Source organism: Caballeronia udeis, from assembly GCF_044909315.1.
GTDB classification, from domain to species: Bacteria; Pseudomonadota; Gammaproteobacteria; order Burkholderiales; family Burkholderiaceae; genus Caballeronia; species Caballeronia udeis_A.
Window position 1 is genome coordinate 508865 of sequence record NZ_JBIYEB010000002.1, and the last position, 25236, is coordinate 534100.

A 25236-nucleotide genomic window follows, 5' to 3' on the forward strand; every position below is an offset into this window, starting at 1 on the left:
CCCTTCCTGGCCGTGCGTACCGTCTCAGGCGCGCCAGGCCGGACCTTCGGGAAAGTGATACTGATCGAGCGACGCCGCATGCATTTCGATGCTGTAGCCGGCACGTTGCGGCGGCATGTAGCGGCCGTTCCGGATCACGACGGGATCGACGAAATGCTCATGCAGATGGTCCACATACTCCAGCACCCGGTTTTCAAGCGACGCTGACACGCAGATATAGTCGAACAGCGAAATGTGCTGGACGTACTCGCACAAGCCGACGCCGCCCGCATGCGGGCACACGGGCACGCCGAATTTGGCGGCCATCAGCAGGACAATGATTACTTCGTTCAACCCGCCCAGACGGCAGCTGTCGACCTGACAGAAGTCGATCGCCTGCGCCTGCAGCAATTGCTTGAACATCACCCGGTTCTGGCAGTGCTCGCCCGTCGCGACGCCGATAGGCCGAATCCGCTGCCGGATGGCCGCGTGGCCGAGAACGTCGTCGGGACTCGTGGGTTCCTCGATCCACCACGGATCGAATTGCGCCAGGCGCCGCATGTTCGCGACCGCTTCATCGACATCCCACACCTGGTTCGCATCCATCATCAACTTCCGGTTTTCGCCGATTTCTTCGCGCAGGATGCGGGCCCGGCGCATATCTTCTTCGAGATTGCCGCCCACCTTCTGCTTGAAGTGCGTCCAGCCCTGCGCGACGCCTTCACGGGCGAGCCGGCGGATCTTGTCGTCGTCATAGCCGAGCCAGCCTGCCGACGTCGTGTAGGCCGGATAGCCGTGCGCCAGCATCTCCCTTTCGCGCTCGCCGCGGGTCTTTGCATGGCGATGCAGCATCGCGATGGCTTCCTGCGGCGTGAGCGCATCGGTCACATAACGGAAGTCGAGACAACGCACGAGTTCTTCTGGACTCATGTCGACCAGCAGCTTCCACACCGGCTTGCCTTCCGCCTTGGCCCACAGGTCCCAGGCCGCATTCACGACAGCCGCCGTCGCCAGATGCATGGCGCCCTTGTCCGGGCCGATCCAGCGCAACTGGCTGTCCGAGGTCAGCGCACGCCAGAAAGCGCCCATGTTCGCGGCAATGTCCTCGAGCGTTCTGCCGACGACAAGAGGGCTAAGCGCGTGTACCGCACTCACGCAGATCTCGTTGCCGCGCCCGATGGTGAAGGTCAGGCCATGGCCCGTGAGCGCATCGGGCGAATCGGTTTCGAGCGTCACGTAGGTGGCGGAGTAATCCGGCGCGGCGTTCATCGCATCGGAGCCATCGAGTGAACGCGAAGTCGGAAACCGGATGTCCCGGACGGACAGCTTGGTGATCGTGGGCATCTGAACATCCTCCTCTTCGACAGATATCTACTTCGCGCCTGGGAACAAGCCCATGAACTAAGCCCATGAACTAAGCCTATGAACCAAGCCCATGAACAAAGAAGGCCGCGGCGTCAAAAGATACCGCGGCCCCTCTCGTCTTCACGCGCTGACGCGACGGTCAGTCATAGAGCACGGCAGCGATCTTGGGATCACTCATATTGGTCTTGTCGTACCAATAGAAGCCCGTGTCGACCTTCTTGGGCAGCGTCTCGCCCTTCAGCGCCTTCACCGCGGAATCGACGACACATTTGCCGATGCCAACCGGGTTCTGCGTGATGGCGCCGTACATCAGGCCGGAATTGATGTCGTCCTTTTGCTCCTTGCCGGAGTCGTAGCCAATCAGGACGAGCTTCTTGCCTGATTCCTTGACGCCGATCGCGGCACCCTCCGCCGAGCCTTCATTCGCGCCGAAAATGCCCTTGAGATTGGGATTGGCCTGGATCATCGTCTTGGCGATTTCCGCGGACTTCAGGTGGTCGCCGCCGCCATACTGGACCGAGACGATCTTGATGTTCGGATGCTTCGTTTTCATCTCGTTCAGGAAACCGTCCCGGCGATCGATGCCGGTGCGGCTAGTCTGGTCGTGCACGACCAGACCGACCTCGCCGGAATTGCCGATAGCGTCGGCCATCTTGTCGGCGGCGAGTGCGGCTGCGGCAACGTTATCCGTCGCGCACGTCGTCAGCGGAATGGTGCTGTCGACGCCCGAGTCGAAGGCAATGACCGGTATTTTTTCGGACTGCGCTTTCCTCAGCAGCGGAATGGCCGCTTTGCTGTCGAGTGCGGCAATGCCGAGCGCCTGGGGTTTCTTGGCGAGCGCGGCCGAGAGCATGTCGATCTGCTTATCGACCATGGCCTCGGTTTCCGGCCCCTCGAATGTAATCCTGACGCTGTGCTCCTTGGCCGACTGTTCTGCGCCGGCTTTGACGGCCTGCCAGAACTGGTGCTGGAAGCCTTTCGAGATCAGCGGGATGTAGGCTTCGTCTGCGCGCGCGATGCTTGTCCCGCCAATGAGCGCGCCAACGCCGACCACGACACCGATTAGTCTTCTTTTCAACATGGTGGTTCTCCTCCTAAGGTGGGCCATTAACCTTCAGCCGTTGGGGGAGCCGCCGGCGCTCCCTTTTCTGATCTTGTGTTGATCTTGTCTCGTGCTGGGTCAGCCTTCGTCAGCTTTTCTTGCGTCGCAGGATATCGGCATAAACCGCGAGAATGATGATGAGACCTGTGACCACGATCTGCCATTCCTGAGCGACCGACATGATGCGCAGGCCGTTGGTCAGCACGCTCATGATGAAAGCGCCGATGATCGTGCCCAGGATCGTGCCCGCACCGCCGCTGAGCGAGGTCCCGCCAATCACCACAGCTGCTATGGCTTCAAGTTCATAACCCTGGCCTAGCGCCGGCTGGGCCGAATTCAGGCGCGAGGCGATAAGCAGCCCGGCGATGCCGCAAATTGCGCCGGCCAGGCCGTAAATGGCGATCTTCCATCGATCCACATTCACGCCCGAAAGGCGAACGGCTTCTTCGTTGCTGCCGAGCGCAAAGGTATAGCGGCCGAGCGCGGTGCGATTAAGCGTGATCGAACTCACGACCGCCAGGAAAAACAGAATCAGGACCGCGTTGGGAACGGGCAGGCTCGGCAGTACATAGCCGATCAGCGAATCCTGAGAGATCCTGTAGAAGTTTTCGGTGTCGCTGAAATAGATCGGTTTGTCGGCCGAGACGACCAGTGACAGCCCTTTCAGCAGCAGCATCATGCCTAACGTAGCAATGAACGGCGGTATTTTCATTTTCGCCGTGAGTGTTCCCGAAATGGTCCCGCAGATCGCGCCCGTTGCAATCGCAGCAATCACGCCGACCGTCATCGGTAAATGCCAATAGGTCAGGAACACGCCGCAAATGACCGCCGTGAAGGTCATCAGGGTGCCGACGGACAAATCGATGCCTCCGGTGATGATCACGAACGTGCAGGCAATTGCGAGAACGCCGTTGACCGCCGTCGCCTGCAGGATCCCGAGCATATTGTCCATCTGCATGAAGGCGGGCGAGGCGAAGCTGAAAAAAGCCAGCAGCAGGACCAGGCTCCCGAAGGCGAGCAGCTTTTGCAAAGCGGCCGGCGCGAACACGCGGGCTCTGAGGCTGGACGGTCGGCCCTCATTCGCCAGTGCCGAAGTATCCGATGGCAGTGTCATAAATTGAACCTCTCCTCTCGAAACTCATGCCGCTTTCAGGGATTCCCGCTGCGTCGCCAGTTGCATGATGCGCTCTTGCGTCGCCTCCATGGCCGAGAGCTCGCCGGTGATACGGCCCTCGCACATCACGATAATGCGGTCGCTCATGCGCAGGATTTCCGGCAGTTCCGACGAGATCATTACGATCGCCTTGCCTTCCCCGGCGAGCGAGCGCAGGAGCTTGTAGATCTCGCTCTTGGCGCCGACGTCGATACCGCGCGTGGGCTCGTCGAAGAACAGCACGTCGCAGTCGCGCTCGAGCCATTTCGCAATGACAATTTTCTGCTGGTTGCCGCCCGAGAGAAGCCGCACCGGCTGCGCTGCGGAGGGCGTACGAATGGCAAGCAGGTTGATGAAATGGGAGGCTGTCCGGCGTATCTGGGCACGGCGCAAGAAAAAATTGAGCGACAGGAATTTGCGCAGATTGGACATGACGATGTTCGATTCGACGTCCATTCCCGTCGCAAGGCCAAAGCGCTTGCGGTCCTCCGAGAGATAGCCGATGCCGCGCGCCACCGCATCGCTCGGATTCCTGATCGTCGCCTTCACGCCTTTCACGACAATCTCGCCGGACTCGATCGGATCTGCGCCGAACACCGCCCGGGCGACCTCGGTGCGACCGGCGCCCATCAAGCCGGCAAAGCCCAATATCTCGCCTTTGTGCAGTGCGAAACTCACGTCCCTGACCAGCGGGCCGGCGTTTAAATGCTTTACATCGAGTGCGACCTCGCCTTTGTCCGCGGCGCTGTCAGGAGGCACGACGTCAGTCAAGGTTCGCCCGACCATCATGCCGATAATCGTTTCGACGCTGGTGTCGACGGCGGTGACGGTGGCCACGTATTCCCCGTCACGCAACACGGTGACCCGATCGGAAATCTGCTTCAGTTCGTCCATCTTGTGGGAGATATAGATGATCCCCACGCCCCGGCTCTTCAGCTCCCGGATGATGCGAAAAAGCTCGGCGATCTCGGCGCCGTTGAGCGCCGAAGTGGGCTCGTCCATGATCAGCACGCGCGAATCGAAGGACAATGCCTTGGCGATCTCGACCATCTGCTGCTTGGCAACCGTAAGAGTGCTGACAATGGCGCGCGCGTTGAGCTTCACATGCATGCGGGCGAGAATGTCGTTCGCTTGCGCATTGAGTTTGTCTTCGTCGAGGAACACGCCGAGGCGTCCGCGCGGCTCACGGCCGATGAACATATTCTGGGCGACGCTCAGATGGTTCATCAACTGGAGTTCCTGATGAATGATGCAGACGCCCATGGCCTGCGCCTGCCGCGGGCTCAAGAACTCGACCGGCTGGCCGTCATAGAGGATTTCGCCGGAATCCCGGGTGTACACGCCCGCGAGGATTTTCATCAGCGTCGACTTGCCGGCGCCATTCTCACCCATCAGCGCGTGGACTTCACCCGCCACCAGTTCGAACTGGACCTCGTGAAGCGCCCTCACGCCGGGAAAACTCTTGCTGAGCCCTTTGACGGAAATGAGCGGCATCATGGCGCGGATTTGACGACAATTCCGTGACCTCCGCTGGCCTCATCGCGAGGAGCGGGTCGGAAAAGCGTCGGGCGCCGGGGCGCCGGGTGCCGCCGGAAATCGCGGCTGAAATCGCAACGAGAAGCCAGACACATTGCTGGTCCCCCAAACCGATGTGCCACGATTTTACGACGCTGCACGGCGGCGGCTCAAGCGTAGGCATTCCCTAGTGTCATGGGCAGGCGCATCTGGGCCAGGCTTCCCACTATGTGCGATGCACCCGTTTCGTTTTGCATGGGATGCCTTGGAAAGGGCCGGGGTCATTCCGCCCGAGGCTGCTGCAGACACGTCGCGTTCACGCGCGCAAGTCCGGTCTGGCGAGCGCACCGCCTTTTGTTCGCCGGACTACAATTATTCATCTGGCGTCATCTGCCATGCGTCATTGCGTGGCTGCGCGTTGAGCTATGAGGGGCGTATCGATCACGGGTTGATCCACGCGCCTGACAGGTCAACGGCAGACAATGATGGGGCCACCGCCGGCCGTGATTGACGGGCCAGCAAAGGAGCATGATCGATGCGGTCGCAAGTGAGGTCAGGCGCGCGCTTGAGACGCACTGCGATCACGGTTGCGCTCGTCGTACTTTGCCTGCTTGTCGTCGGGCGCATCACCGGCATCCTGGTCGACTGGCTGTGGTTTTCTTCAATCAGCTACGCCGATGTTTTCTGGACGGTTCTTGCAGCTCAGGTGCTCCTCTTCGTCGCCGTATTCGCCGTATCGGCAAGTGCTATATGGGCGTCGGGGTTTCTCGCGCATCGTTACGCGAGGGACCTTGGATTCTCGCAGGTGTCAGCAGCTTTTTCGTTCGGTCGATCGGCGGCTATCAGCGATCTGGCCAACCGGGTCGCGCCGCGCATTCGTTGGCGCGCAGCCATCGCCGGCGTCGCCATCGTTTTAGGGCTGCTCGTCGCCGCCAGCGAAATCTCGAGCTGGGACATGGCGCTGCGCTTCATTCACCAAGTGCCTTTTGGCGAGCGCGATCCGATCTTTGGCAAGGACATCGGCTTCTATCTCTTCTCGCTGCCCGTCTATATCGCGCTCAAGAATTGGCTGCTGCGTGTGCTCTTCTGCAGCGCAGCCGTTGCAGGCGCGGTCTACGCAATGCGCGGCGATATCGCCATCGAGCAGTTGCCGCGTGGACTCTCGCCCGCCGCCGCCGTTCATGGTTCTGCACTGCTCGGTTTGTTCTTCGTGCTGAAGGCATGGTCCTACGGACTCGACCGCTTCCTGCTGCTGTACGGCGACAACGGTGTCGTGGTCGGCGCCAGTTATACCGACGTTCACGTCGTGCTGCCGGTCCTGTGGCTGCTCGTCGGCGTTGCCGCTGCAGCCTCCGTGGCCTCGTGGGCCAATATGCGCTGGCGGAGCTATCGAGTTCCTGCCGTGTCGGTATTACTGGTGTTCGGCGGCTCGTTTGCGTTTGCCGTGATCTACCCGGCGCTGTTCCAGCGCTTCTACGTCAAGCCGAGCGAGCTCCAACTGGAGACGCCGTATATCGAACACAATATCGCGCTGACGCGCAAGGCCTACGGCCTCGAGCAGATCGCGGCGAAACCGTTTCCGGCCGAGCAAGGGCTCAATCTCGCCTCGCTCCAGGCTAATCGCCCAACCATCGACAATATCCGCCTGTGGGATGTGCAGCCATTGATGGATACCTACGCCCAGTTGCAGGAGATCAGGACCTACTACAAATTCCTCTCCGTGGACATCGATCGCTACCTGCTTGACGACGGCTACCGGCAGGTGATGCTGTCGGCGCGCGAACTGGATCCGGCGATGCTCCCGGCGAACGCCCAGACCTGGGTGAACCTGCATCTCCTGTTCACCCACGGCAACGGCGTCGTGATGTCGCCGGTCACCGAGAAATCCACGGAAGGCCTGCCTTCCCTCTATCTGCAGGATATTCCGCCCGTCGCCAACGGTGGCCCGGCCATCCGCGAACCCCGCCTCTATTTTGGCGGGGGCGATCAGGACTATGTGATCGTGAAGGGCAACGTACCCGAGTTCGACTACCCAAAAGGAAAAGACAACGTCTACGCCGCCTATAGCGGGCACGACGGTGTCGCTGTGGGCAGCCTGGCGCGACGCAGCCTCTTCGCCTGGCAGTTCGACGATCCCAACATCCTGCTGACCAGCTACATCACGGACCAGAGCCGGATCCTGTTCCGCCGCAACATTCAGGACAGGGTGCGCACCATCGCTCCGTTCCTGAGCCTCGACCATGACCCGTATATTGTCGTGAGCGACAGGCGCCTTTTCTGGATGCAGGACGCCTACACCACCAGCAGCTGGTTCCCCTACGCCCAGCCGGGTATCGGCGACGGCGGCAACTACATCCGCAACGCGGTCAAGGTGGTGATCGATGCGTATAACGGCACGGTCGACTTCTACGTCAGCGATCCCACCGATCCGATCCTGCGGACCTACCAGCGGATCTTCCCGGGTCTGTTCAAGCCTTTGGAGGCGATGCCCAAAGACCTGCAGCAGCATATCCGCTACCCCGAGGACCTGTTCCTGATCCAGGCGCAGCTGTACCGCGCCTACCATATGGACACACCCGAGGTCTTCTACAATCGAGAGGATCTCTGGCAGTTTCCCCAGGAACTGGCCGGCATCGACGGTGGGAATGCTTCCATGCCGATGCCGCCCTACTACACCGTCATGCGGCTCCCCGGGGCGGCGCGCGCCGAGTTCGTCCTGATGCTGCCGATGGTGCCCAGCCAGCGCGAGAACATGATTGCCTGGCTCGCGGCGCGTTGCGATCCGCCCGAGTACGGCAAGCTCATCGTCTACACCTTCCCCAAGGAAAAGCTGGTCTATGGGCCGTTCCAGATCGAGGCGCGCATCCAGCAGAACACCGAGATCTCGCAGCAGATCTCACTGTGGAACCAGATGGGCTCGCGGGTCATCCGGGGCCATCTGGTGGTCGTGCCGATCGAGAACTCGATCCTCTACATTTCCCCGCTCTACTTGCGCGCGGCGTCCGGTCAGCTGCCCGAGTTGAAGCGGGTGATCGCCGCCTACGGTGACCGTGTGGTGATGGAGGAAACCTTGGGCGAAGCCCTGGCGGCGCTCTTCAAGGAGACCACCCCGGCAGCCATGCCCCGGGGCACGGCGGACGCGCGCGCCCGCGAGGCGCTGGCACACTATGACCGCGCCATCGAAAGATTGAAGGCAGGAGACTGGAGCGGTTTCGGCTCGGAACTCGATGCCCTCAGGCCTCTGCTCGAGGCACTCGGCGCCGGCCGTCCCGCGGATCAAAAATGATCTGTGTGAAACCCAAAGAGCGCCTGCTCAACGCAACAAGTAAGGAGTCCGGTCTCCACTTTACGAAAGCAAACGTTGTCATGTGATTCGACGCGTCACGGTGCGAACATCCCCCAAGGTTTTCAAAAATACGATGGTGTCGACACTGTTGCATGATGTTTTATACGCAGATACCCTATACGCTCCAAACGTGCGGCGGCACCTATCATGAAAGGAGTGCTTTCATGATTGCGCTGCGATGAGCGCCCTGGTCAGGCGACTGAACCGGCAGCTCTAGACGTGCATGAAAATGTAAGTTTTCAATTGTTTTCTGACGCCACCGGCAATCCCGTTGGCGGATCGATCCGATCCCTTTCACAATAAGGAGTCACTAACATGATTGCTCAGAACAATGACACGTCCGGCGCTGATCGCGTTTTGCGGAAAACGAAACTAGCGGCAATCGCGGCGCTCGCCGTGCTCGCCGGCATGGCCCCAGGTTTGGCGCATAGCCAGGGCGACACCATCAAGATCGGCGTGCCCGTGCCCCTGTCGGGCAGCAGTGCCAACGCCGGAACAGACATCGTGAATGGCGCCAAGCTTGCCGCCGCCCGGATCAATGCGGCCGGCGGGGTTCTCGGCAAACAGATCGAAATAGTGCCGGAGGACGACGCCTGCGACGCGCAGACGGCCGTGCAGGCAGCGCAGAAACTGGTCGATGCGGGGGTCGCCGCGGTGGCCGGCGGTTATTGCTCCAGCGCGGCGCTACCGGAACTCACCACATTTCATCGCGCCGGGATCCCGTACGTACTGGATGCATCGACCAATCCCAAACTCACCGAAATGGGCTTTGACAACGTGTTCCGAACGATCGGCCGTGACGACCAGCAGGGTCCGTTTGCCGCCAGCTTCATGAAGAACTCGCTACACGCCAAGCGCGCGGCCGTGATCAACGACAACACGACCTATTCCAAAGGCCTGGCCGACAACACGGTGGAAGCCCTGAAAAAGGACGGTGTCGATGTCGTCTACGACGACTCGATCACACCCGGTCAGATGGACTACTCGCCAACACTGACCCATGTAGGCGCATTGAAACCGGACGTCATCTACTACACCGGCTATTTCTCCGAAGCGGGTCTGCTCGTGAAGGAGGCGCGGCAACTGGGCCTGAAGATGACCTTCATGGGCGGTGACGCCACCAATGACCCGACGCTGATGAAAACAGCGGGCCCGGCGGCCAACGACATGATCATCACCACGGCGCCGCTGGCGCAGTTCCTGAGCGCCGCGCATGGTTATGTGGACGACTATACAAAGGCTTACGGGCAAGGCCCGGGCCCGTATTCCGTCTACGAATACGATGCCGTCGGGGTCACGGCGAAAGCGATCGCGGACGCGAAATCGGCAACGCCTGCCGCGATCACGGCTGCCCTGCACAAGATCTCGAACTACCAGGGCGCGACCGGGGCGATCGGCTTCAATCCGAAGGGTGACCGCAGCGTGGCGGTGTATATCACCATCATCGTTCGCGACGGCAATTTCGCGCCCTACCAGAAGCAGGATGCAAGCGGACACTGGATGGCGATGAAATAGTCGCCCGCCGCCTACTGCGCTCAAGCCATGAGCACCTTCTTCCAGTTCGTCATCGAGGGGCTGACGATCGGCTCGTTCTATGCCCTTGTCGCCCTCGGCTACACGATGGTCTACGGAATCATCCGGCTGATCAACTTCGCTCATGGCGACTTGTTCATGGTCGGTGCGTTCATCGGCTGGACCGGTTTGACGGCGCTTGCGGCAGCGCACGTGCCGCTCGCCCTGGCGCTGATGATCACCCTTGTGGCTTCGATGGTGGTCACCGGCGCACTTGGTCTCGCGATCGAACGGGTTGCGTACCAGCCACTGTTGCGCGCACCGCGGCTGTCGATCCTGATCACGGCGCTTGGCGTCTCGCTCGCGTTGGAAAACGGCGTGCTGCTGCTCTACGGCGCCGGTTTCAACACCTATCCCCATGTGCTCAGCCACACAGGATTCGATGTCCACGGCGTGCAGGTGACGTTCGCGCAGGTCGGCATCATCGTGGCCAGCTTTGCGTTGATGATCTCGCTTTATTTCTTCGTTCACCGTACGTTCGTCGGCACTGCAATGCGCGCGCTGGCCATTGATCAGGACGCGGCGCGCCTGATGGGTATCGATGTCGAACGGCTGATCCAGCTGACCTTCTTCCTGGGTTCGGCGCTGGCTGCCGTGGCAGGCGTCATGGAAGGAATCTACTACACGCAGATCAATTTTTTCATGGGCTTCGTGCTTGGCCTGCGCGCCTTCACCGCTGCGGTTCTCGGTGGCATTGGCAACATTCCGGGCGCCATGGCCGGCGGCATCCTGATCGGCCTGCTCGAAGCCTTCGGCGCCGGCTACGTCTCGTCACGGTGGACCGATGTGTTCGTGTTCGGCGTGCTGATCGGCGTGCTCGTGATCAAGCCAACCGGGTTGTTCGGCGAACGCGTTGTCGAGAGAATGTAGCCCATGAGCGCACTGCAGGCGTCATCGCGTTGGTCCCGCCCCACCGGCGTCGCGCTGCTTGCGGCCGCCGTGGCGCTGCCGGCTGTCGCCAGCAATTATGTCGTCGATGTCGGCCTGACCATCGCCACCTATTCGATCCTCGGTCTCGGGCTGAACATCGTAGTAGGTTATGCAGGCCTGCTGGATCTGGGCTATGCCGCCTTCTTCGCCATCGGCGCCTATACAACAGCACTGCTGGAAACGTTGCTGCACTTCTCGTTCTGGGAAACGCTGCCGTTCAGCCTGGCGTTTGCCGGTGCTTCGGGCATCGTCATCGGCTACCCTACGCTGCGCCTGCGAAGCGACTATCTGGCGATTGTGACGCTGGGGTTCGGTGAGATCACGCGCATTGTTGCCACCAATCTCAACATCACGGGCGGACCGAACGGCATCTACGGTATCGAGAGCCCAAGCCTGTTCGGTTACGAGATCAGCTCGCCGCGTGCCGTCTACGAACTGGGCCTCGCGTTCCTCGTGGTGGTGCTCGTGTTTGCCATCCGGCTTGGCCAGTCGCGGCTCGGCCGCGCCTGGACCAGCATCCGCGAGGACGAGGATGCGGCCGAGGCCGTCGGCGTACCTACCCTGCGCGTCAAAATGCTGGCGTACATCCTGGGCGCGCTGATTGGCGGTCTCGCCGGCAGCCTGTTCGCCGCGCGCTTCGGGACCATCGACCCGACCGGCTTCACCTATCTGCAGTCCGTCACCATCCTGATCGTTGTCGTGCTCGGCGGACGGGGGAGCATTCCCGGCGTGATCCTGGGCGCAGTCATCGTTGCCGGCCTGCCCGAGATACTGCGTTTCCTCAATCTTTGGCGCATCTTCGCTTTTGCGATCGGGCTCGTGATCCTGATGCTGCTGCGGCCGCAAGGGCTGTGGCCGGCACCGCTGCGCCGCGTGGCGCTCCCCCGCAAGGATGCCGGCAGCGCGACAGCGCCCTTGCCCCGGGAAACCGTCACCGATGAAATCCTGCTTGATGTAAGCAACATGCAGCGCCGCTTCGGCGGTGTGCAGGCCGTCGGTGGCGTCAGTTTCACCGTGCGCAGTGGTGAAATTGTCAGCCTGATCGGCCCGAATGGCGCCGGCAAGACAACAGTGTTCAACTGCCTCACCGGCGTGATCCGTACGACCGGCGGTCAGGTTCTCTGGCGGGGCACCTCACTGGTGGGCGGAGCGCCGCATCGAATCGTCCATAGCGGCATGGCGCGCACCTTCCAGGGCATCCGACTGTTCGCCAACATGACGGCCCTCGAGAACGTGCTGATCGGCATGGATCACCGGCTTCGGACGTGGCTCTGGGCCGAGCTGGTCGCGTGGCCCTCCGCGCGTGCCGAAGCGGCGGATCACGCGGAGGAAGGCATGAGCTGGCTCGGTTTCGTCGGCCTGGTCTCTCGGGCGGGCGAACGCGCGGCCGATTTGCCCTACGGCGATCAACGCCGGCTGGAGATTGCCCGTGCGCTTGCCAGCAACCCGCGCCTGCTGTTGCTCGACGAGCCGGCGGCGGGGATGAACCCGACCGAGAAACATGCGCTGATGGAGTTGATCCGGCGTATCCGGGATCTTGGCGTAACGGTGCTGCTGATCGAACACGACATGATGCTGGTGATGGGGGTGTCGGATCGAATTATCGTCATGGACCATGGCATCATCATTGCCGAGGGTCTGCCGTCCGAGATCCAGGCCAACCCGCGTGTGATCGACGCGTATCTCGGAACGGCCGGGAAAGACGAGGCCGCCGACGATGCTGCCGGGGAGGCATCGCTGTGGGACTCCTAGAAATCCGCGACCTGCACGTGAGCTATGGGAACGTAGAGGTTCTGCATGGCATATCCCTCGACGTGGGGGAAGGTGAGATCGTTGCATTGCTCGGCAGCAACGGAGCCGGAAAGACCACCACGCTACGGGCCGTTTCCGGCCTGATTCGCGCGCGCTCGGGAGAGATCGTGATGGACGGGCACCCGCTGAACGCGCTGCGGGCTCACCAGATCGTGGCGCTGGGTCTCGGCCACGTGCCGGAAGGCCGCCGCATGTTCGGCGCGCTGACCGTAGCGGAAAACCTGCAGCTCGGCGGCTATCTGATCCGGCGCGACGGCGCCGTGCTGGCGCAGCGGATCGAGCGCGTCTATGAGACTTTTCCGCGGCTTGGTGAGCGGCGCAGCCAGTTGGCGGGAACGCTCAGCGGTGGCGAACAGCAGATGCTGGCAATCGCGCGCGCGCTGATGCTGCGGCCACGCATAATCGTACTGGACGAACCGTCCATGGGACTGGCGCCGAAACTGGTCCGCGCGATTTTCGGCATGATTGCCGACATCTGCAACGAAGGCACATCGATCCTTCTCGTCGAACAGAACGCCCGTCAGGCGCTGCGTATCGCGCATCGGGCCTACGTGCTGGAAAGCGGCCGCATCGCGCTCGCCGGCCTGGCCCGCGATCTGGCGCAGGACAGCCGGGTCCGCGCCGCGTATCTTGGCGGCAGCGCAGCGGCAGTGGGGTGAGCCGCGGGGTAATCCGCGGGGTAATCCGTGAAGTGAGCACGCGTGCGCACGAAGAGATCGCCCCGCTTTTCCAGCGTCGAAATATAGACCGGCCTTAGCGCTGTCAGCGCGCGCAAACGAGCTTGCCCGGGCCCGGCTAGCGGTCCTCCTCCAGCGCTTTCAGATGAGCCTCGCCGGCGTCCTTGGCGGCGGCACGGGTGGCGTATGCCTCGTCCGATACGAGCGAACGTTTGACGTTTTGTGCACCAAAGTCGACCAGCGTGATGACCCAGACATACTCTCCAGCCTGCTCAGCCGTTTGCACAAAAGCGCGCACGTCACCCTTGTCGTCTGCTTTCATCGTGACCTCCTGAGGAAAAGAACTGTTTTGCGTATGTGATGCCCGCTTTACGGCAGCCTGCCGATGATCGGGCCGATTTCGTCCTTCGTGAAAGCCCGTAGCGTCTGCGTGCGGATGTTGCCTGCGGAGCCGAGCGCGAAACCAAATGCGGCGAGGCTTTGATCGTCCGGTGCCTCGACGATCGAGACAATGTCGTATTGCCCCATCGTCCAGTAGATCTCTTTCATTTCGCAGCCGAAGCCCTTTGCCATTTCCGCCACTTGCCCAGCCCGTTGCGGGCTGTTTTTGATAGTGCGGATTCCTTGATCCGTAAATTGTGAAAGAACCACATAAGTCGTCATGACAATTCTCCCTACGATTGAAACGTGTCGGGATACATCCGCGCCAGCGAGATGGCGAGCCGCGCTGCATGAGCGTGATCGGAACCGTTTGCGCGTAACTTGATTCTAGGCAATGGAATCTGGCGTAACGGACCGTTTTCTCCGGGGATCCGCCGGCGCGGGACCCTCGCGTCGTTCGTGATGGATCGCATGTACACTTTACGAACCGGGGAGGAAAAGCCATGGGGAACAGATACGAGCGCTGGCGCATGTCGCGTTCGTTCACGTACAAGGGTATCCAATACCATCCAGGAATACTGCTGGTTCTCGCCGCGCAATTACTCTGCCTGAGCGCGTTCGCGTTTTCACCGGCCATTCTCGATCACAACAAGTGGCTGTCCGCGGCAATCGCGTTCAGCTTGCTTTTCGGGCTGATCCTGTCGCTCGGTTTTGCCGGGACGTGGAATCAGTTCAGCGACGATGTCAGCCTGTGGACGTTCTTCAACACGAACCCGGTCGAATCTGCTGTCGCAATAGCGACTGCGGGTGAGGTTCTTGCAATATTCTTGATACCGCTAGGCTAAGAGAAAGATGCGGGCGTTTGGGCAGCAATTGGCGCGTCTCGCGGTTCACGAGAGACACGCTCGGGGAAGCACTTTGACGCAACGGCGCTATTGCGCCCTTCACTCGAATTGAACAGCACGTCATTTGGTAAATCGGCTTCTTTGTACATAGTTATCCGAATCAATCAGCATTATTTTCCCACACCGGAACCGCACGAGCGCGACGAGTCCGGCTGATCATCGCCGATCAGGAATTCGAGTGTGATTGCGACTATATTGAATGATGAGACTCTGTCGAATCTGGCCACCGGTACCGCAGGTACCGTCATGACCAGTGCGACGGAATGGGTCGCGGGTATTCCCGATAGGAGGCCCAAAATGCGGCGCATCTACTTCCTGTTGCCCGACGTGCACAGCGCGAAGGGAATCATCGACGAACTGTTGCTGAAGCACATTGAGTGGCGACATATCCATGTGCTCGCGCGTCCGGGCATCCCGCTTGAGGACTTGCCACAGGCCACACTCGCGCAGCGCAGCGACCTGCTTCCGGCGCTCGCCCGGGGCACCGCGGCGGGTGGCGTCACGGGCATGCTGGCGGGTCTTGTCGCCATGGCCTTTCCTCCTTCCGGGCTCACCATCGCCGGTGGCGTCGTTGTCTTGCTGACGCTGGCGAGCGCGGGATTCGGCGCATGGACAGCGACAATGATCGGTGTCGACGTGCCCAACACGCGCCTGAAGCGCTTCGAAGAAGCGATCGGGAAAGGTGAATTGCTGATGATGGTCGATGTCGGGAAGGATCGCGTCGAAGAAATCGAGCAATTGGTCAAGAGTCACCACCCGGAAGCGGACATCGAGGGGACGGATCCGACCATACCCGCGTTTCCCTAAGCTCTCGTGCGGACTACCGCGCCCCACTGAACCAGTCGCAAAAACGCCCGGATATCGAAGAATCCGATAACCGGGCGTTTTGCTGCATCAAACCATTAACGCAAAGCGGAATAAGCGGTCGGCGACAGAAATTGATTTTCAATACGCTCGACGATAGGCGACTTCGCTTCAGTTTCGGCGCGCTTCGCGAGCCACTCGGCGTCAGCCTGGAACGCGTTCCATTTGACTTCGCGTTCCGCCAGGCTTTCCCATTTCAGCAAGTAGGTCAGCGTGTGGTTGCTCGGGCCGGCCAGCGTGGTCCAGAACCCGATCGGCTCGATCCCGTATTTCTTGAAAAAACCGAGCGTAATGTTCTCGAACCGGTCATTCAATGCGGGCAGACGACCCGGCGCGCAGTGATAAATACGCATTTCAACGATCATTGTTTCCTCATGGACATGGATTAAAGCAGCCATCAACTACGCTGCGGTTGGAACTCACCATGAGGGGATCGTACCGGCGTTTTGCGCAGCCCGCACCTGTCAGATAAACATCACCTGGCGGCGCTCGGGCATCAAGCCTGTTTGACGGTGACGGAAGCCGTATCGAAATCCTCGGCGTCGACGTCATAACCTGACGGTTCCCAACGAACGGCCAGCAGCGCGACCAGCCCGGCGAGCGGCGCGATCGCGATGATCCAGAATACCTTGGTGCCAAGCGCCGCCGAAAGCACGGGGAACAGGAACAGCGAAACGGTCGAGCTCGCGCGCATGAGCGTCTGATTGAAACCCACGCCCACACCGCGCAACGAGGTTGGGTAACTTAGCGATGCAAACGTCATGCTGTGCGAACCGGGACCGAAACCCTGCCCAAGCAGGAAAACCGCAAGAAAGCCGATCGCGAGCACGACCTGCGCGCCACCCGCCGGACGCCCGACCACCGCCAGCCCGATCAATGCCGCCAGTTGGAACGCGTATCCGAGCACGGTCAGCTTCCACGCACCGACTTTCGGCACCGTTCGCACGGCGATCAATCCGCCCACGAACGCAAAACACAGATTCAACGCGAGCGAGGCGAGGATGGTGGTGAGCATCGACTGCGCAAGGAAGCTGGAAATGATGACCGGCAGTCCAAACGCCACGGCGTTGTACGCAAACGAGGAAGCCACCGCGATGATGGTCGCGAGCACCGTGCGTCGCAGATAAACACCACGCAGCAATGCGCCGTAATTGCTCCATGTGGCTTTATGCACGGGTTGTTTAGCGCTTTGCAGCGCGGCCGGATCGACCTCGACATCAAGGCCATACGAGCGCTTCAAGATCTGCGCCGCGCCACGCATGTCGCCCTGGTTCGCGGCCCAGACCGGTGACTCGCTGATATAGCGGCTGCGAATCGCGATGATCACGAGCGCCGGCAGCGCGCCGAAACCCAGCGTCAGCCGCCACAGCCAGCCGGAATGACTTGCAGGTAGCACCGCGTATAAAGCGAGCACGAGCAAATAGGACACGCTGATGGCGGCGTACCAGGTCGGGCACCACATCGCTATGCGCGCTGCCTTGTTGCCTCGCCCGTTCAGCCGCGAAAACTCCGCGAGGAAAGCCATCGCGACCGGCAAGTCGATGCCCACGCCCAATCCCATCACAAAACGCGCTCCGCCGAGCACCCAGGCATTGGGCGCGAGCCCGCACGCGATGGCTGCGACCACGAAGAAGAACATGTCGGCCATGAAAACGCGATACCGGCCGATCTTGTCGGTCAGATACCCACCGAGGAACGCGCCGATGATTGCACCGAACGTAATCGCTGAAGCGACAAAGCCTGTGGCCGCCGGCGTCAGTGAAAATTCGCGGGCGATGTCTTTCACGCCAAACGCGAGCGCGCCGAGATCGTAGGCATCGAGGAACACACCGCCGAGCGCAATGGCGATGACGATCCGCGCGTCACTGCCTACCGCGGCACCGCGATTGACGAGCTGGGAGACATCGGCCGCACTGCGGATGACGGGACGTGTGGTAGCGCCGGCCGACGCGGATGTTGACGTGACGGCCGGTTCGGGCGCAAAGGAGATCGACATGGGATGGGGCTGCACTGACAGAGGCTGCGAAACGCGCGATCCTACCGGCGTACCCGCATCATCCCAAATTCATTTTTGTTATTTGTCGAATGACGACTGATGGAGCTGCTGACGCTCCGGTAGCGCCCGCTTTGGAAACGCCTGGAGATGGGCAGACCCAGGCGTACCCGCCGCCACACGGCAGGCGTGGCCGATACGGCGCCGCTTCCGGACGCGGCGCCTTGCTACCCATGGAACGAAATCCTCCGATAATTACGTCGGCATTGCCTTCGGCATGCCTTCCCGGATCTCTTCTTCGGTCAGATCGCGGGTATGCGTGGCGAGCGACCAGGAGTGACCGAACGGATCTTCAATCACGCCGTAGCGGTCGCCCCAGAACATGTCGGTGACGGGCATGATGACCTTGGCCCCGGCTGCGACGGCTTGCGCGAAAGAGGCGTCGACGTCTTTCACATACAAGTGCAGCGTGACCGGCGAGCCCTTCAGCGTTAGCGGTCCGCTACGGCCACAATTCGGGAATTCCTCACCCAGCATCACCGTCGAATCGCCGATGCCCAGCATCGCGTGCATCACCGTGCCGTCAGGCCCCGGCAAACGCGTTCGCTCGACCGCGTTGAATGCCTTTTTGTAGAAATCGATGGCGTCGGATGCGCCCTTGCAAACCAGGTGAGGCGTGATCGTATGCATCCCTTCCGGGATTGGTTTGACAGCCGAATTGGACATTGCTTTGCTCCTGGATGTAACGGGTTGACCCACTAACTAGAGAGGCGGCGCAAAACACGCGCCCTCTGTCGACACGACGTGCGATCAGCCTGCAGATCGACACGTGAGGCGGATTTTTTTTCGTTCAAACCGGCGAATGGTTGCGAATGCAGGAGAGATCCCACGCGTATCGAACGAGCCGGTCGCGCGCGTCCATTATCCCGCGTCAAGCCGGCTACTTCTTTGACAGCACGCAGGCTTCAGCGACGCCGGCATTGCGTCACCGATACCCACGATAGCCGCCGTGCACGGATCGGAACAATCGGGGAATTCGTGCCGTTCCCGGTTATGTCCCTGTTTTGCCCTCTTCTGCGGTTGTTTTGCTTGTGTACACTCATGATCCGGCGACTTCCGGCGCGCCAATATTTCGCCAGATTCACCCTAAAGTTTTCCCATTCGCTGCCGAAAGCCCGTCTATGGACCACGAAATCAACCCGCCAGCAGACTCAAACGATCCGACCTTTCTGAGGGCGCGAGCGTTGAGTCTTAGCGTCGGCGCAATCCGCAAGGCTCAAGGGAAAAAATGCCCGGGCGATTTTCCCGTTGGCACGATCGAATGGCACGCGGTGGTTGAGGAATTTGCCGATGACGTGCTGAAGGCGATGCTTTCAGAACCGGATCTGCCGATCCTCGAATTCAAACGCGACAACGCCAGAAAATAATGGCTTCGCTCAGAGCGTAAAGTCGGTGGAACCGAGCGTAAGCTCCCGCTCCGATCAAAAATGAAAAAAGGCGTCGCGATTAATCAGCGACGCCTTTTTTCATGAGTTTTTGCTTGAATCCAGCGGGCGAATTCAGCGAGTTGTCATCCGCCCAGTAAATCGATCACTTGCAGAATGTCCTTGCGCAATTGATCGACATCGACCGCAACATTTACTTGGGGAGCCGCGCCGCTTTCCTGCATGTCTTCGATATCAGCCGAACCGTTCGGACGACCATGTGAATCGAGCCGGTTGCGTGCGCCATTGATCGTGAACCCCTGCTCATAAAGCAATTCACGAATGCGGCGGATCAGCAGCACTTCGTGATGCTGATAATAGCGGCGATTGCCACGCCGCTTGACAGGCCGTAGTTGCGTGAATTCCTGTTCCCAGTAGCGCAGCACGTGCGGCTTGACACCGCATAGCTCGCTGACCTCACCGATCGTGAAGTAGCGCTTGGCCGGAATCGGAGGCAGGACGACTTTTTCCATCGTCAATCAACCATCGTGGTGAATGTCGCGAATGGGGCAAATGTCGCTAATAAGCGCTCGGGCGGCACAGGACAAATGCCCGTCACTTCAGCGGCCGAAACTGTTTTCAGCACCGGCTTCGACCAGCGCTTTCAACTTCTGACTCGCATGAAACGTGACAACACGACGCGCCGCGATGGGAATGGCTTCCCCCGTTTTTGGATTACGTCCGGGACGCTGCGGTTTGTCGCGCAGTTGAAAGTTGCCAAAGCCGGATAGCTTGACACTGTCGCCGCTTTCAAGCGCGTCGCGAATGACCTCGAAAAATGCTTCCACCATGTCTTTGGCTTCGCGCTTATTCAACCCGACATGGTCAAATAGCATTTCGGCCAATTCGGCTTTTGTCAGCGTAGGCGTTTCTGCCGTTGCCGCACCGTTCGAAGTGGGAACATCTCGGATCATGGCGCTGCGTTGCGCCGAAAGAAGGGCTTCGAAATCACTCGAGTTCATTTGGTTCATATCGAAAAAATGGCGTGACGATGAAGACGGAGGGGGCCAACTGCAGGCTATCCGCGCAATCGCGCGCCATGTACTCGAGCCAAGCGTTCCACCAATGTTTTGATGGCCGTTTCGACCGTTTCGTCCTGAAGCGTCCCGCCAGTATCTTGCAACGTTACACGGAAGGCAAGGCTTTTCTCATGTGTGTCCAACCCACCGGAAGTGCTTGATTTTGGACGAAATTCGTCGAATAAAGCAACCCTGGTGACGTGCTTGCAGGCGGCCTCGGAGCGGGCACTTTCCAGCTCGTCGATGAGCGCCTGCACTTCCACTTTCTGGTCCACGACAATCGCAATATCGCGGCGAACCGGCGGGAATTTCGACACGTCGGACGGTACCGGCAATGCGCGTTGCATCAAAGCTTCCGCTTCGATTTCGAACAAAACCGGCGCGTGCGGCAAATCGTATTTCTGCATCCAGCGCGGGTGCAGGTCCCCGATCCAGCCCACTGCCCGGCCGTCGATCTCGATCCGCGCGCTGCGTCCCGGATGCAGCGCCGGATGTTCCGCTTTCACGAAACGCGGCACGACCGGCGCGAACAGCGCTTCCACGTCGCCCTTCACGTCGAAGAAATCAACGCCGCGCGACGGTTTCGCGCCCCACTGTTCCTCAAACGCCGGACCATAAGCCAGGCCGCCGATCATTTTCGGCTGGTCAAAACCTTCAATAGCCAGTTCGCCCGCCTTGATGGCCGGATCGTGCAGGAACACACGCCCCGCTTCGAACACACGAATCCGGTCCGCGCGGCGGTTCAGGTTGTGGCGCAGCACGCTGATCAGGCTGCCAAACAACGTGGTGCGCATGACCGAAAGCTGGCTGGCGATAGGATTCAGCAACTTCACGGGATTCGTGTTGCCGGCAAAATCCGCTTCCCATTCAGCGTCGACGAAACTGAAGTTCACCGTCTCCGCGTAATCCCGTGCGGCCACGGCGTGGCGCAGCACATGAATGGAACGTTTCGTTTCATTGGTCGGACGCATTTCGCTGGTCGCGACCGGCGGACGCGCCGGAATCTTCTCAAAGCCGTAAATGCGCGCGACTTCCTCGATCAGATCTTCTTCAATCTCGATATCGAACCGGTACGGCGGCGGCGTGACAGCAAACGTGTCGCCATCGTGCGTGAACGTCAGGCCGAGCCGCGTGAAGATCTGCGCGATTTCCTCAGCGCCAATCGCCACGCCGATAATCCTGTTCGCCCGCGATACGCGCATGCTCACCGGCTCGCGTGTCGGCACGTTGAGCGTCTGGTCGTCTACAGGACCGGCGTTACCGCCGCAAATATCGAGGATCAGTCTTGAAATACGCTCGATATGCTCAACGGTCGTCGAATAGTCGACACCCCGCTCGAACCGATGCGCCGCATCGGTGGAAAAGTTGTACTTGCGCGCGCGGCCACGAATGCTGTCCGGCCACCAGAACGCGGCTTCCAGGTAGATGTTGGTCGTGTCGAGCGACACGGCGGTGCTGTCACCGCCCATGATCCCGGCGAGGCTTTCGACGTGGCGGTCATCGGCGATCACGCCAACGGTTTCATCGAGTTCAACCGTGTTGCCGTTCAGCAGCTTGAGCGTCTCGCCCTTCTTTCCCCAGCGTACTTCGATGCCGCCGTGGATCTTGTCGAGATCGAACACGTGCGTCGGACGGCCGAGTTCGAGCATCACGTAGTTCGAGATATCGACGAGTGCGGAAATGCTGCGCTGTCCCGAGCGTTCGAGGCGTTCGACCATCCAGTGCGGCGTTTTTGCGCGCGCGTTCACGCCGCGAATCACACGGCCCGAAAAGCGTCCGCACAGGTCCGGCGCCAGCACTTTGACCGGCAGGATTTCATCGATTGAGACGGCGACCGGCGGCATGTCGAGCGCATGCAACGGCGCGCCTGTGATGGCGGCGGTTTCCCGCGCCACACCGAATACCGACAAACAATCGGCCTTGTTCGGCGTGAGCTTGATCTCGAAAACGGTGTCGTCAAGATTGAGCGTCTGGCGAATGTCCTGGCCAATCGGGGTATCGGCAGGCAGGATCATCAAACCGCTGTGATCTTCCGACAGCTTCAGTTCGCGCGCCGAGCACAACATGCCCTGGCTTTCCACGCCACGCAGCTTGGACAGCTTGATCGCAAACGGCGCACCGCCCGCTTCGGCCGGCGGCAATTCTGCGCCGACCAGCGCGACCGGCACCTTGATCCCCGGCGCCACGTTCGGCGCACCGCAAACGATGTTCAGCGTCTCGCCGGTACCGGCGTCGACCTGGCACACGTTGAGCTTGTCGGCGTTCGGATGTTTCGCCACTTCCAGCACCTGCCCGACGACGATCTTCGTGGTCGGCGGCGCGACGGGCGCGAGGCCTTCCACCTCGAGACCCGCCATGGTCAGCGCGTGCGAGAGTTCATCGGTCGAGAGCTTGGGATCGACGAAAGTTCTAAGCCAGGATTCCGGGAATTGCATGTGTGTCTAGGTTCGAAATAAGGTTCGACATAAGTCGTGTCTGCGTCTGGACTTCTACGTTTCCAGGTCCGGACAACGGTCCGCAGCAACGTGCGTTCAGGCAAATTGCTCGAGGAAACGCAGATCGTTTTCGAAGAACAGGCGCAGGTCCTGCACGCCATAGCGCAGCATCGTCAGGCGTTCGAGGCCGCTGCCGAATGCAAAACCGATATACCGTTCCGGATCGAGTCCCATGTTGCGGATCACGTTCGGATGAACTTGTCCCGAACCGGAGATTTCCAGCCATTTACCGGCGTTCTTGCCGTGCTCGAACATCATGTCGATCTCGGCGGACGGCTCGGTGAACGGGAAATACGACGGCCGGAAGCGCACGAGAATGTCGTCGCGCTCGAAGAATTTCTTCAGGAAATCGGAGTACACGCCCTTCAGGTCGGCGAAGCTGATGTTCTCGTCGATCCACAACCCTTCGACCTGATTGAACATGGGCGAATGTGTGGCGTCGCTATCCACTCGATACGTGCGGCCCGGCACGATCACCTTGATCGGCGGTTTGTTCATGCGCGCGTAGCGCACCTGCATCGGGCTGGTATGCGTGCGCAGCAGCAGTTGCCGGCCATCCGCATCCTTGCCATCGATATAAAACGTGTCCTGCATCGAGCGCGCCGGATGATTTTCCGGGCTGTTCAGCGAGGTGAAGTTGTACCAGTCCGTTTCGATCTCGGGGCCGTCGGCCACATCGAAACCAATCGTACTGAAGATCTGTTCCACGCGTTCCCACGTGCGCATGACCGGATGCAGGCTGCCGGCGCCAAGACCGCGGCCAGGCAACGTGACATCGATCGATTCCGACGCAAGCCGCTGGTTCAGCAATACGTCCGCCAGCGCCTGACGGCGCGCGTTCAGCGCTGCTTCCACCTGCTGCTTGACCGCATTGATGCGTGCGCCTTCGGTCTTGCGGGCTTCCGGGTCGAGTTTGCCCAAGCCTTTCAGCAAATCCGTGAGCACCCCGGACTTCCCAAGAAAGCGGGCCTTTTCGTTTTCGAGCGTGGCCGCATCGGCGGCGTTTTCGAAGGCATTTCGCGCGTCGGCGACAATCTGGTCCAGATCCATTGATCCCATCATTTCAGCGTCAAAGTTCTTCTGATCGTTTCCGGGCTCCGGGCCGATATTTGCGCAACCGGTGCATCGTTGCATGGTCGCACCTCAGCCCAGCTTCACCGGCTTCACCAACAAAAACGGGGCTCGACAAGAGCCCCGTTTTCTGTCGTTGCGCTGTCCGGTCAGGGACAACGCTACAACGAACCACGCAGTACCAATCTTGCTAACGAGCTCGATCAGGCTGCAACGGCGGCTTTTACCTGCTTGACGATCGCAGCAAAAGCAGCCTTGTCGAACACAGCCATGTCGGCCAGCACCTTGCGGTCGAGTTCGATCGAAGCCTTCTTCAGGCCGTTGATGAACACGCTGTACGTCATGTCGTGCTGACGCACCGCCGCGTTGATACGCGTGATCCACAAAGCACGGAACACACGCTTCTTGTTGCGGCGATCGCGATAGGCGTATTGCCCGGCGCGCATGACCGCTTGCTTGGCGATGCGATAGACGTTATTGCGACGGCCGCGGTAACCCTTGGCCAGCTTGATGATCTTCTTGTGACGGGCCCGTGCGGTAACCCCACGTTTGACTCTAGGCATAGTGCGCTCCTGTGAGTGTCAGTTAAGGGTTAAGCGAACGGCAACATTGCGCGCACAGAATTCATGTCAGATGCATGAACTTCCGTGGAACCGCGCAGATGGCGTTTTACCTTGGTGGTCTTCTTGGTAAGAATGTGACGCTTGAAGGCTTGACCACGCTTGATGGTACCGCCCGGACGCACCACGAAGCGCTTTGCAGCACTCTTCTTGGTCTTCATCTTCGGCATGAAACTACTCCAGTTTATTTGATGGATATGGGTGTGCGGTCGATCCATTCGATCCTGACCCGCCCTTCGAAACCCACATGCCACTTATGAGCGGCAGGCTTTTTACAGCCACCGCTTTTTCATGAGCGCCGCCATTATCCGGCAGCGCCCTGAAACCTGCTCAAACGATGCCGCGCAGACCTTTGAACACTTTCCCGGCCGCGCGATCCATCGATCGATTCTTTCGATTACTTCTTTTTCTTCGGCGCCATGACCATGATCATCTGGCGCCCTTCCATCTTCGGCATTTGCTCGACCTGACCGTGCTCTTCGAGATCGGTCTTCAACCGCTCGAGCACGCGCATGCCGATTTCCTGGTGAGCCATTTCCCGACCGCGAAAACGCAACGTGATTTTCGTCTTGTCGCCATCTTCGAGGAAGCGCGTGAGGTTGCGCAATTTCACGTTGTAGTCACCGTCGTCGGTGCCCGGCCGGAACTTGACTTCCTTGACCTGAACGATCTTCTGCTTGAGCTTGGCCTCGTGCTGCTTCTTCGCTTCCGAGTACTTGAACTTACCGTAATCCATCAATCGGCAAACAGGCGGAACAGCCTGCGGTGCGATTTCGACAAGATCCACGTCCTGCTGTTCCGACATGCGGAAAGCATCGGCCAGTTTCACGATTCCGAGCGGTTCGTTGTCCACTCCGACCAAGCGCACTTCCGGTGCAGTGATTTCCCCGTTGATGCGATGTGCAGACTTATCAGTAGCGATGTTACGTTTCCTCTAAAAATCTAAAAAAACT

At 60.2% G+C, this 25236-nt stretch carries 24 protein-coding genes; 8 read left to right on the top strand and 16 right to left on the bottom strand.

The genetic code is table 11. The annotated features are described in order from the left end of the window. Window positions 1-24: 24 nt before the first annotated feature. From ABH944_RS04975 to ABH944_RS04990, 4 genes are all read right to left on the bottom strand, one after another. Entirely contained in the window at window positions 25-1323 is a 1299-nt protein-coding gene (locus ABH944_RS04975) for an L-fuconate dehydratase (protein WP_404604314.1), read from the bottom strand. 160 nt (window positions 1324-1483) lie between these two features. Then, window positions 1484-2425 carry an ABC transporter substrate-binding protein gene (locus ABH944_RS04980; protein WP_404604313.1) on the bottom strand — a complete coding sequence of 314 codons (942 nt, stop codon included), beginning with the start codon at window positions 2423-2425 and terminating at the stop codon, window positions 1484-1486. Window positions 2426-2534: 109 nt separating this feature from the next. Further along, on the bottom strand, window positions 2535-3560 hold the full coding sequence (locus ABH944_RS04985) for an ABC transporter permease (RefSeq protein WP_404604312.1): 1026 nt from the start codon (window positions 3558-3560) through the stop codon (window positions 2535-2537). 24 nt (window positions 3561-3584) lie between these two features. Then, complete coding sequence (locus ABH944_RS04990; protein WP_404604311.1) at window positions 3585-5096, bottom strand: sugar ABC transporter ATP-binding protein; 1512 nt, start codon at window positions 5094-5096, stop codon at window positions 3585-3587. A 553-nt stretch (window positions 5097-5649) separates the two neighbouring features. Between ABH944_RS04990 and ABH944_RS04995 the strand changes: the two genes are divergently transcribed. The 5 genes from ABH944_RS04995 (at window position 5650) to ABH944_RS05015 (ending at window position 13433) form a co-directional block, all read left to right on the top strand. Then, complete coding sequence (locus ABH944_RS04995) at window positions 5650-8400, top strand: UPF0182 family membrane protein (protein ID WP_404604310.1); 2751 nt, start codon at window positions 5650-5652, stop codon at window positions 8398-8400. Window positions 8401-8775: 375 nt separating this feature from the next. Further along, the gene (locus tag ABH944_RS05000; protein ID WP_404604309.1) at window positions 8776-9975 is read left to right on the top strand and encodes a branched-chain amino acid ABC transporter substrate-binding protein; all 1200 of its coding nucleotides are present in this window, start codon (window positions 8776-8778) and stop codon (window positions 9973-9975) included. Between the two features lie 27 nt (window positions 9976-10002). After that, the gene (locus ABH944_RS05005; RefSeq protein ID WP_404604308.1) at window positions 10003-10902 is read left to right on the top strand and encodes a branched-chain amino acid ABC transporter permease; all 900 of its coding nucleotides are present in this window, start codon (window positions 10003-10005) and stop codon (window positions 10900-10902) included. A gap of 3 nt (window positions 10903-10905) precedes the next feature. Beyond that, entirely contained in the window at window positions 10906-12714 is a 1809-nt protein-coding gene (locus ABH944_RS05010; protein WP_404604307.1) for a branched-chain amino acid ABC transporter ATP-binding protein/permease, read from the top strand. Beyond that, window positions 12702-13433 (top strand): ABC transporter ATP-binding protein, encoded by a 732-nt coding sequence (locus tag ABH944_RS05015; protein WP_404604306.1) that lies wholly within the window; start codon window positions 12702-12704, stop codon window positions 13431-13433. The genes ABH944_RS05010 and ABH944_RS05015 overlap by 13 nt, the downstream gene beginning before the upstream one ends. A 136-nt stretch (window positions 13434-13569) precedes the next feature. Here ABH944_RS05015 and ABH944_RS05020 read toward each other — a convergent pair whose 3' ends face one another. Next, on the bottom strand, window positions 13570-13773 hold the full coding sequence (locus ABH944_RS05020) for a hypothetical protein (RefSeq protein WP_404604305.1): 204 nt from the start codon (window positions 13771-13773) through the stop codon (window positions 13570-13572). A 47-nt stretch (window positions 13774-13820) separates the two neighbouring features. Beyond that, window positions 13821-14114, bottom strand: a complete 294-nt coding sequence (locus ABH944_RS05025) for a GYD domain-containing protein (RefSeq protein WP_404604304.1) — start codon at window positions 14112-14114, stop codon at window positions 13821-13823. Window positions 14115-14335: 221 nt separating this feature from the next. Here ABH944_RS05025 and ABH944_RS05030 point away from each other — a divergent pair, with 221 nt between their 5' ends. Together ABH944_RS05030 and ABH944_RS05035 are read left to right on the top strand one after the other, a co-directional pair. Further along, window positions 14336-14677 carry a hypothetical protein gene (locus ABH944_RS05030; RefSeq protein ID WP_404604303.1) on the top strand — a complete coding sequence of 114 codons (342 nt, stop codon included), beginning with the start codon at window positions 14336-14338 and terminating at the stop codon, window positions 14675-14677. Window positions 14678-15034: 357 nt separating this feature from the next. Then, entirely contained in the window at window positions 15035-15544 is a 510-nt protein-coding gene (locus ABH944_RS05035) for a DUF1269 domain-containing protein (protein ID WP_404604302.1), read from the top strand. 95 nt (window positions 15545-15639) lie between these two features. Here the strand turns inward: ABH944_RS05035 and ABH944_RS05040 are convergent, their stop codons facing one another. The 3 genes from ABH944_RS05040 to ABH944_RS05050 form a co-directional block, all read right to left on the bottom strand. After that, window positions 15640-15966, bottom strand: coding sequence for an NIPSNAP family protein (locus ABH944_RS05040; protein WP_404604301.1), 327 nt, complete (start codon window positions 15964-15966; stop codon window positions 15640-15642). Between the two features lie 131 nt (window positions 15967-16097). Continuing rightward, window positions 16098-17597, bottom strand: a complete 1500-nt coding sequence (locus ABH944_RS05045; RefSeq protein WP_404604300.1) for an MFS transporter — start codon at window positions 17595-17597, stop codon at window positions 16098-16100. A 252-nt stretch (window positions 17598-17849) separates the two neighbouring features. Then, the gene (locus tag ABH944_RS05050) at window positions 17850-18320 is read right to left on the bottom strand and encodes a VOC family protein (RefSeq protein ID WP_404604299.1); all 471 of its coding nucleotides are present in this window, start codon (window positions 18318-18320) and stop codon (window positions 17850-17852) included. 455 nt (window positions 18321-18775) lie between these two features. Here ABH944_RS05050 and ABH944_RS05055 point away from each other — a divergent pair, with 455 nt between their 5' ends. Then, window positions 18776-19021, top strand: coding sequence for a hypothetical protein (locus ABH944_RS05055; protein ID WP_062089973.1), 246 nt, complete (start codon window positions 18776-18778; stop codon window positions 19019-19021). Window positions 19022-19164: 143 nt separating this feature from the next. Here ABH944_RS05055 and ABH944_RS05060 read toward each other — a convergent pair whose 3' ends face one another. The 7 genes from ABH944_RS05060 to infC all read right to left on the bottom strand — a co-directional run bounded on the left by ABH944_RS05060 (window position 19165) and on the right by infC (window position 25205). Then, window positions 19165-19551 (bottom strand): MerR family transcriptional regulator, encoded by a 387-nt coding sequence (locus tag ABH944_RS05060; RefSeq protein ID WP_404604298.1) that lies wholly within the window; start codon window positions 19549-19551, stop codon window positions 19165-19167. 87 nt (window positions 19552-19638) lie between these two features. Continuing rightward, window positions 19639-20049 (bottom strand): integration host factor subunit alpha, encoded by a 411-nt coding sequence (locus ABH944_RS05065; protein ID WP_031359001.1) that lies wholly within the window; start codon window positions 20047-20049, stop codon window positions 19639-19641. A gap of 47 nt (window positions 20050-20096) precedes the next feature. Next, on the bottom strand, window positions 20097-22532 hold the full coding sequence (gene pheT / locus ABH944_RS05070; RefSeq protein WP_404604297.1) for a phenylalanine--tRNA ligase subunit beta: 2436 nt from the start codon (window positions 22530-22532) through the stop codon (window positions 20097-20099). A 96-nt stretch (window positions 22533-22628) separates the two neighbouring features. Further along, complete coding sequence (gene pheS, locus ABH944_RS05075; RefSeq protein ID WP_404604701.1) at window positions 22629-23642, bottom strand: phenylalanine--tRNA ligase subunit alpha; 1014 nt, start codon at window positions 23640-23642, stop codon at window positions 22629-22631. 224 nt (window positions 23643-23866) lie between these two features. Further along, a complete protein-coding gene (gene rplT, locus ABH944_RS05080; RefSeq protein WP_007585475.1) occupies window positions 23867-24226 on the bottom strand; it encodes a 50S ribosomal protein L20 in 360 nt (119 codons plus the stop codon). A gap of 29 nt (window positions 24227-24255) precedes the next feature. Then, window positions 24256-24453: a 50S ribosomal protein L35 gene (gene rpmI / locus ABH944_RS05085; RefSeq protein WP_031359004.1), complete on the bottom strand. Its 198-nt coding sequence runs from the start codon at window positions 24451-24453 to the stop codon at window positions 24256-24258. 227 nt (window positions 24454-24680) lie between these two features. Further along, window positions 24681-25205: a translation initiation factor IF-3 gene (gene infC / locus ABH944_RS05090; protein ID WP_075643994.1), complete on the bottom strand. Its 525-nt coding sequence runs from the start codon at window positions 25203-25205 to the stop codon at window positions 24681-24683. Window positions 25206-25236: the final 31 nt, after the last annotated feature.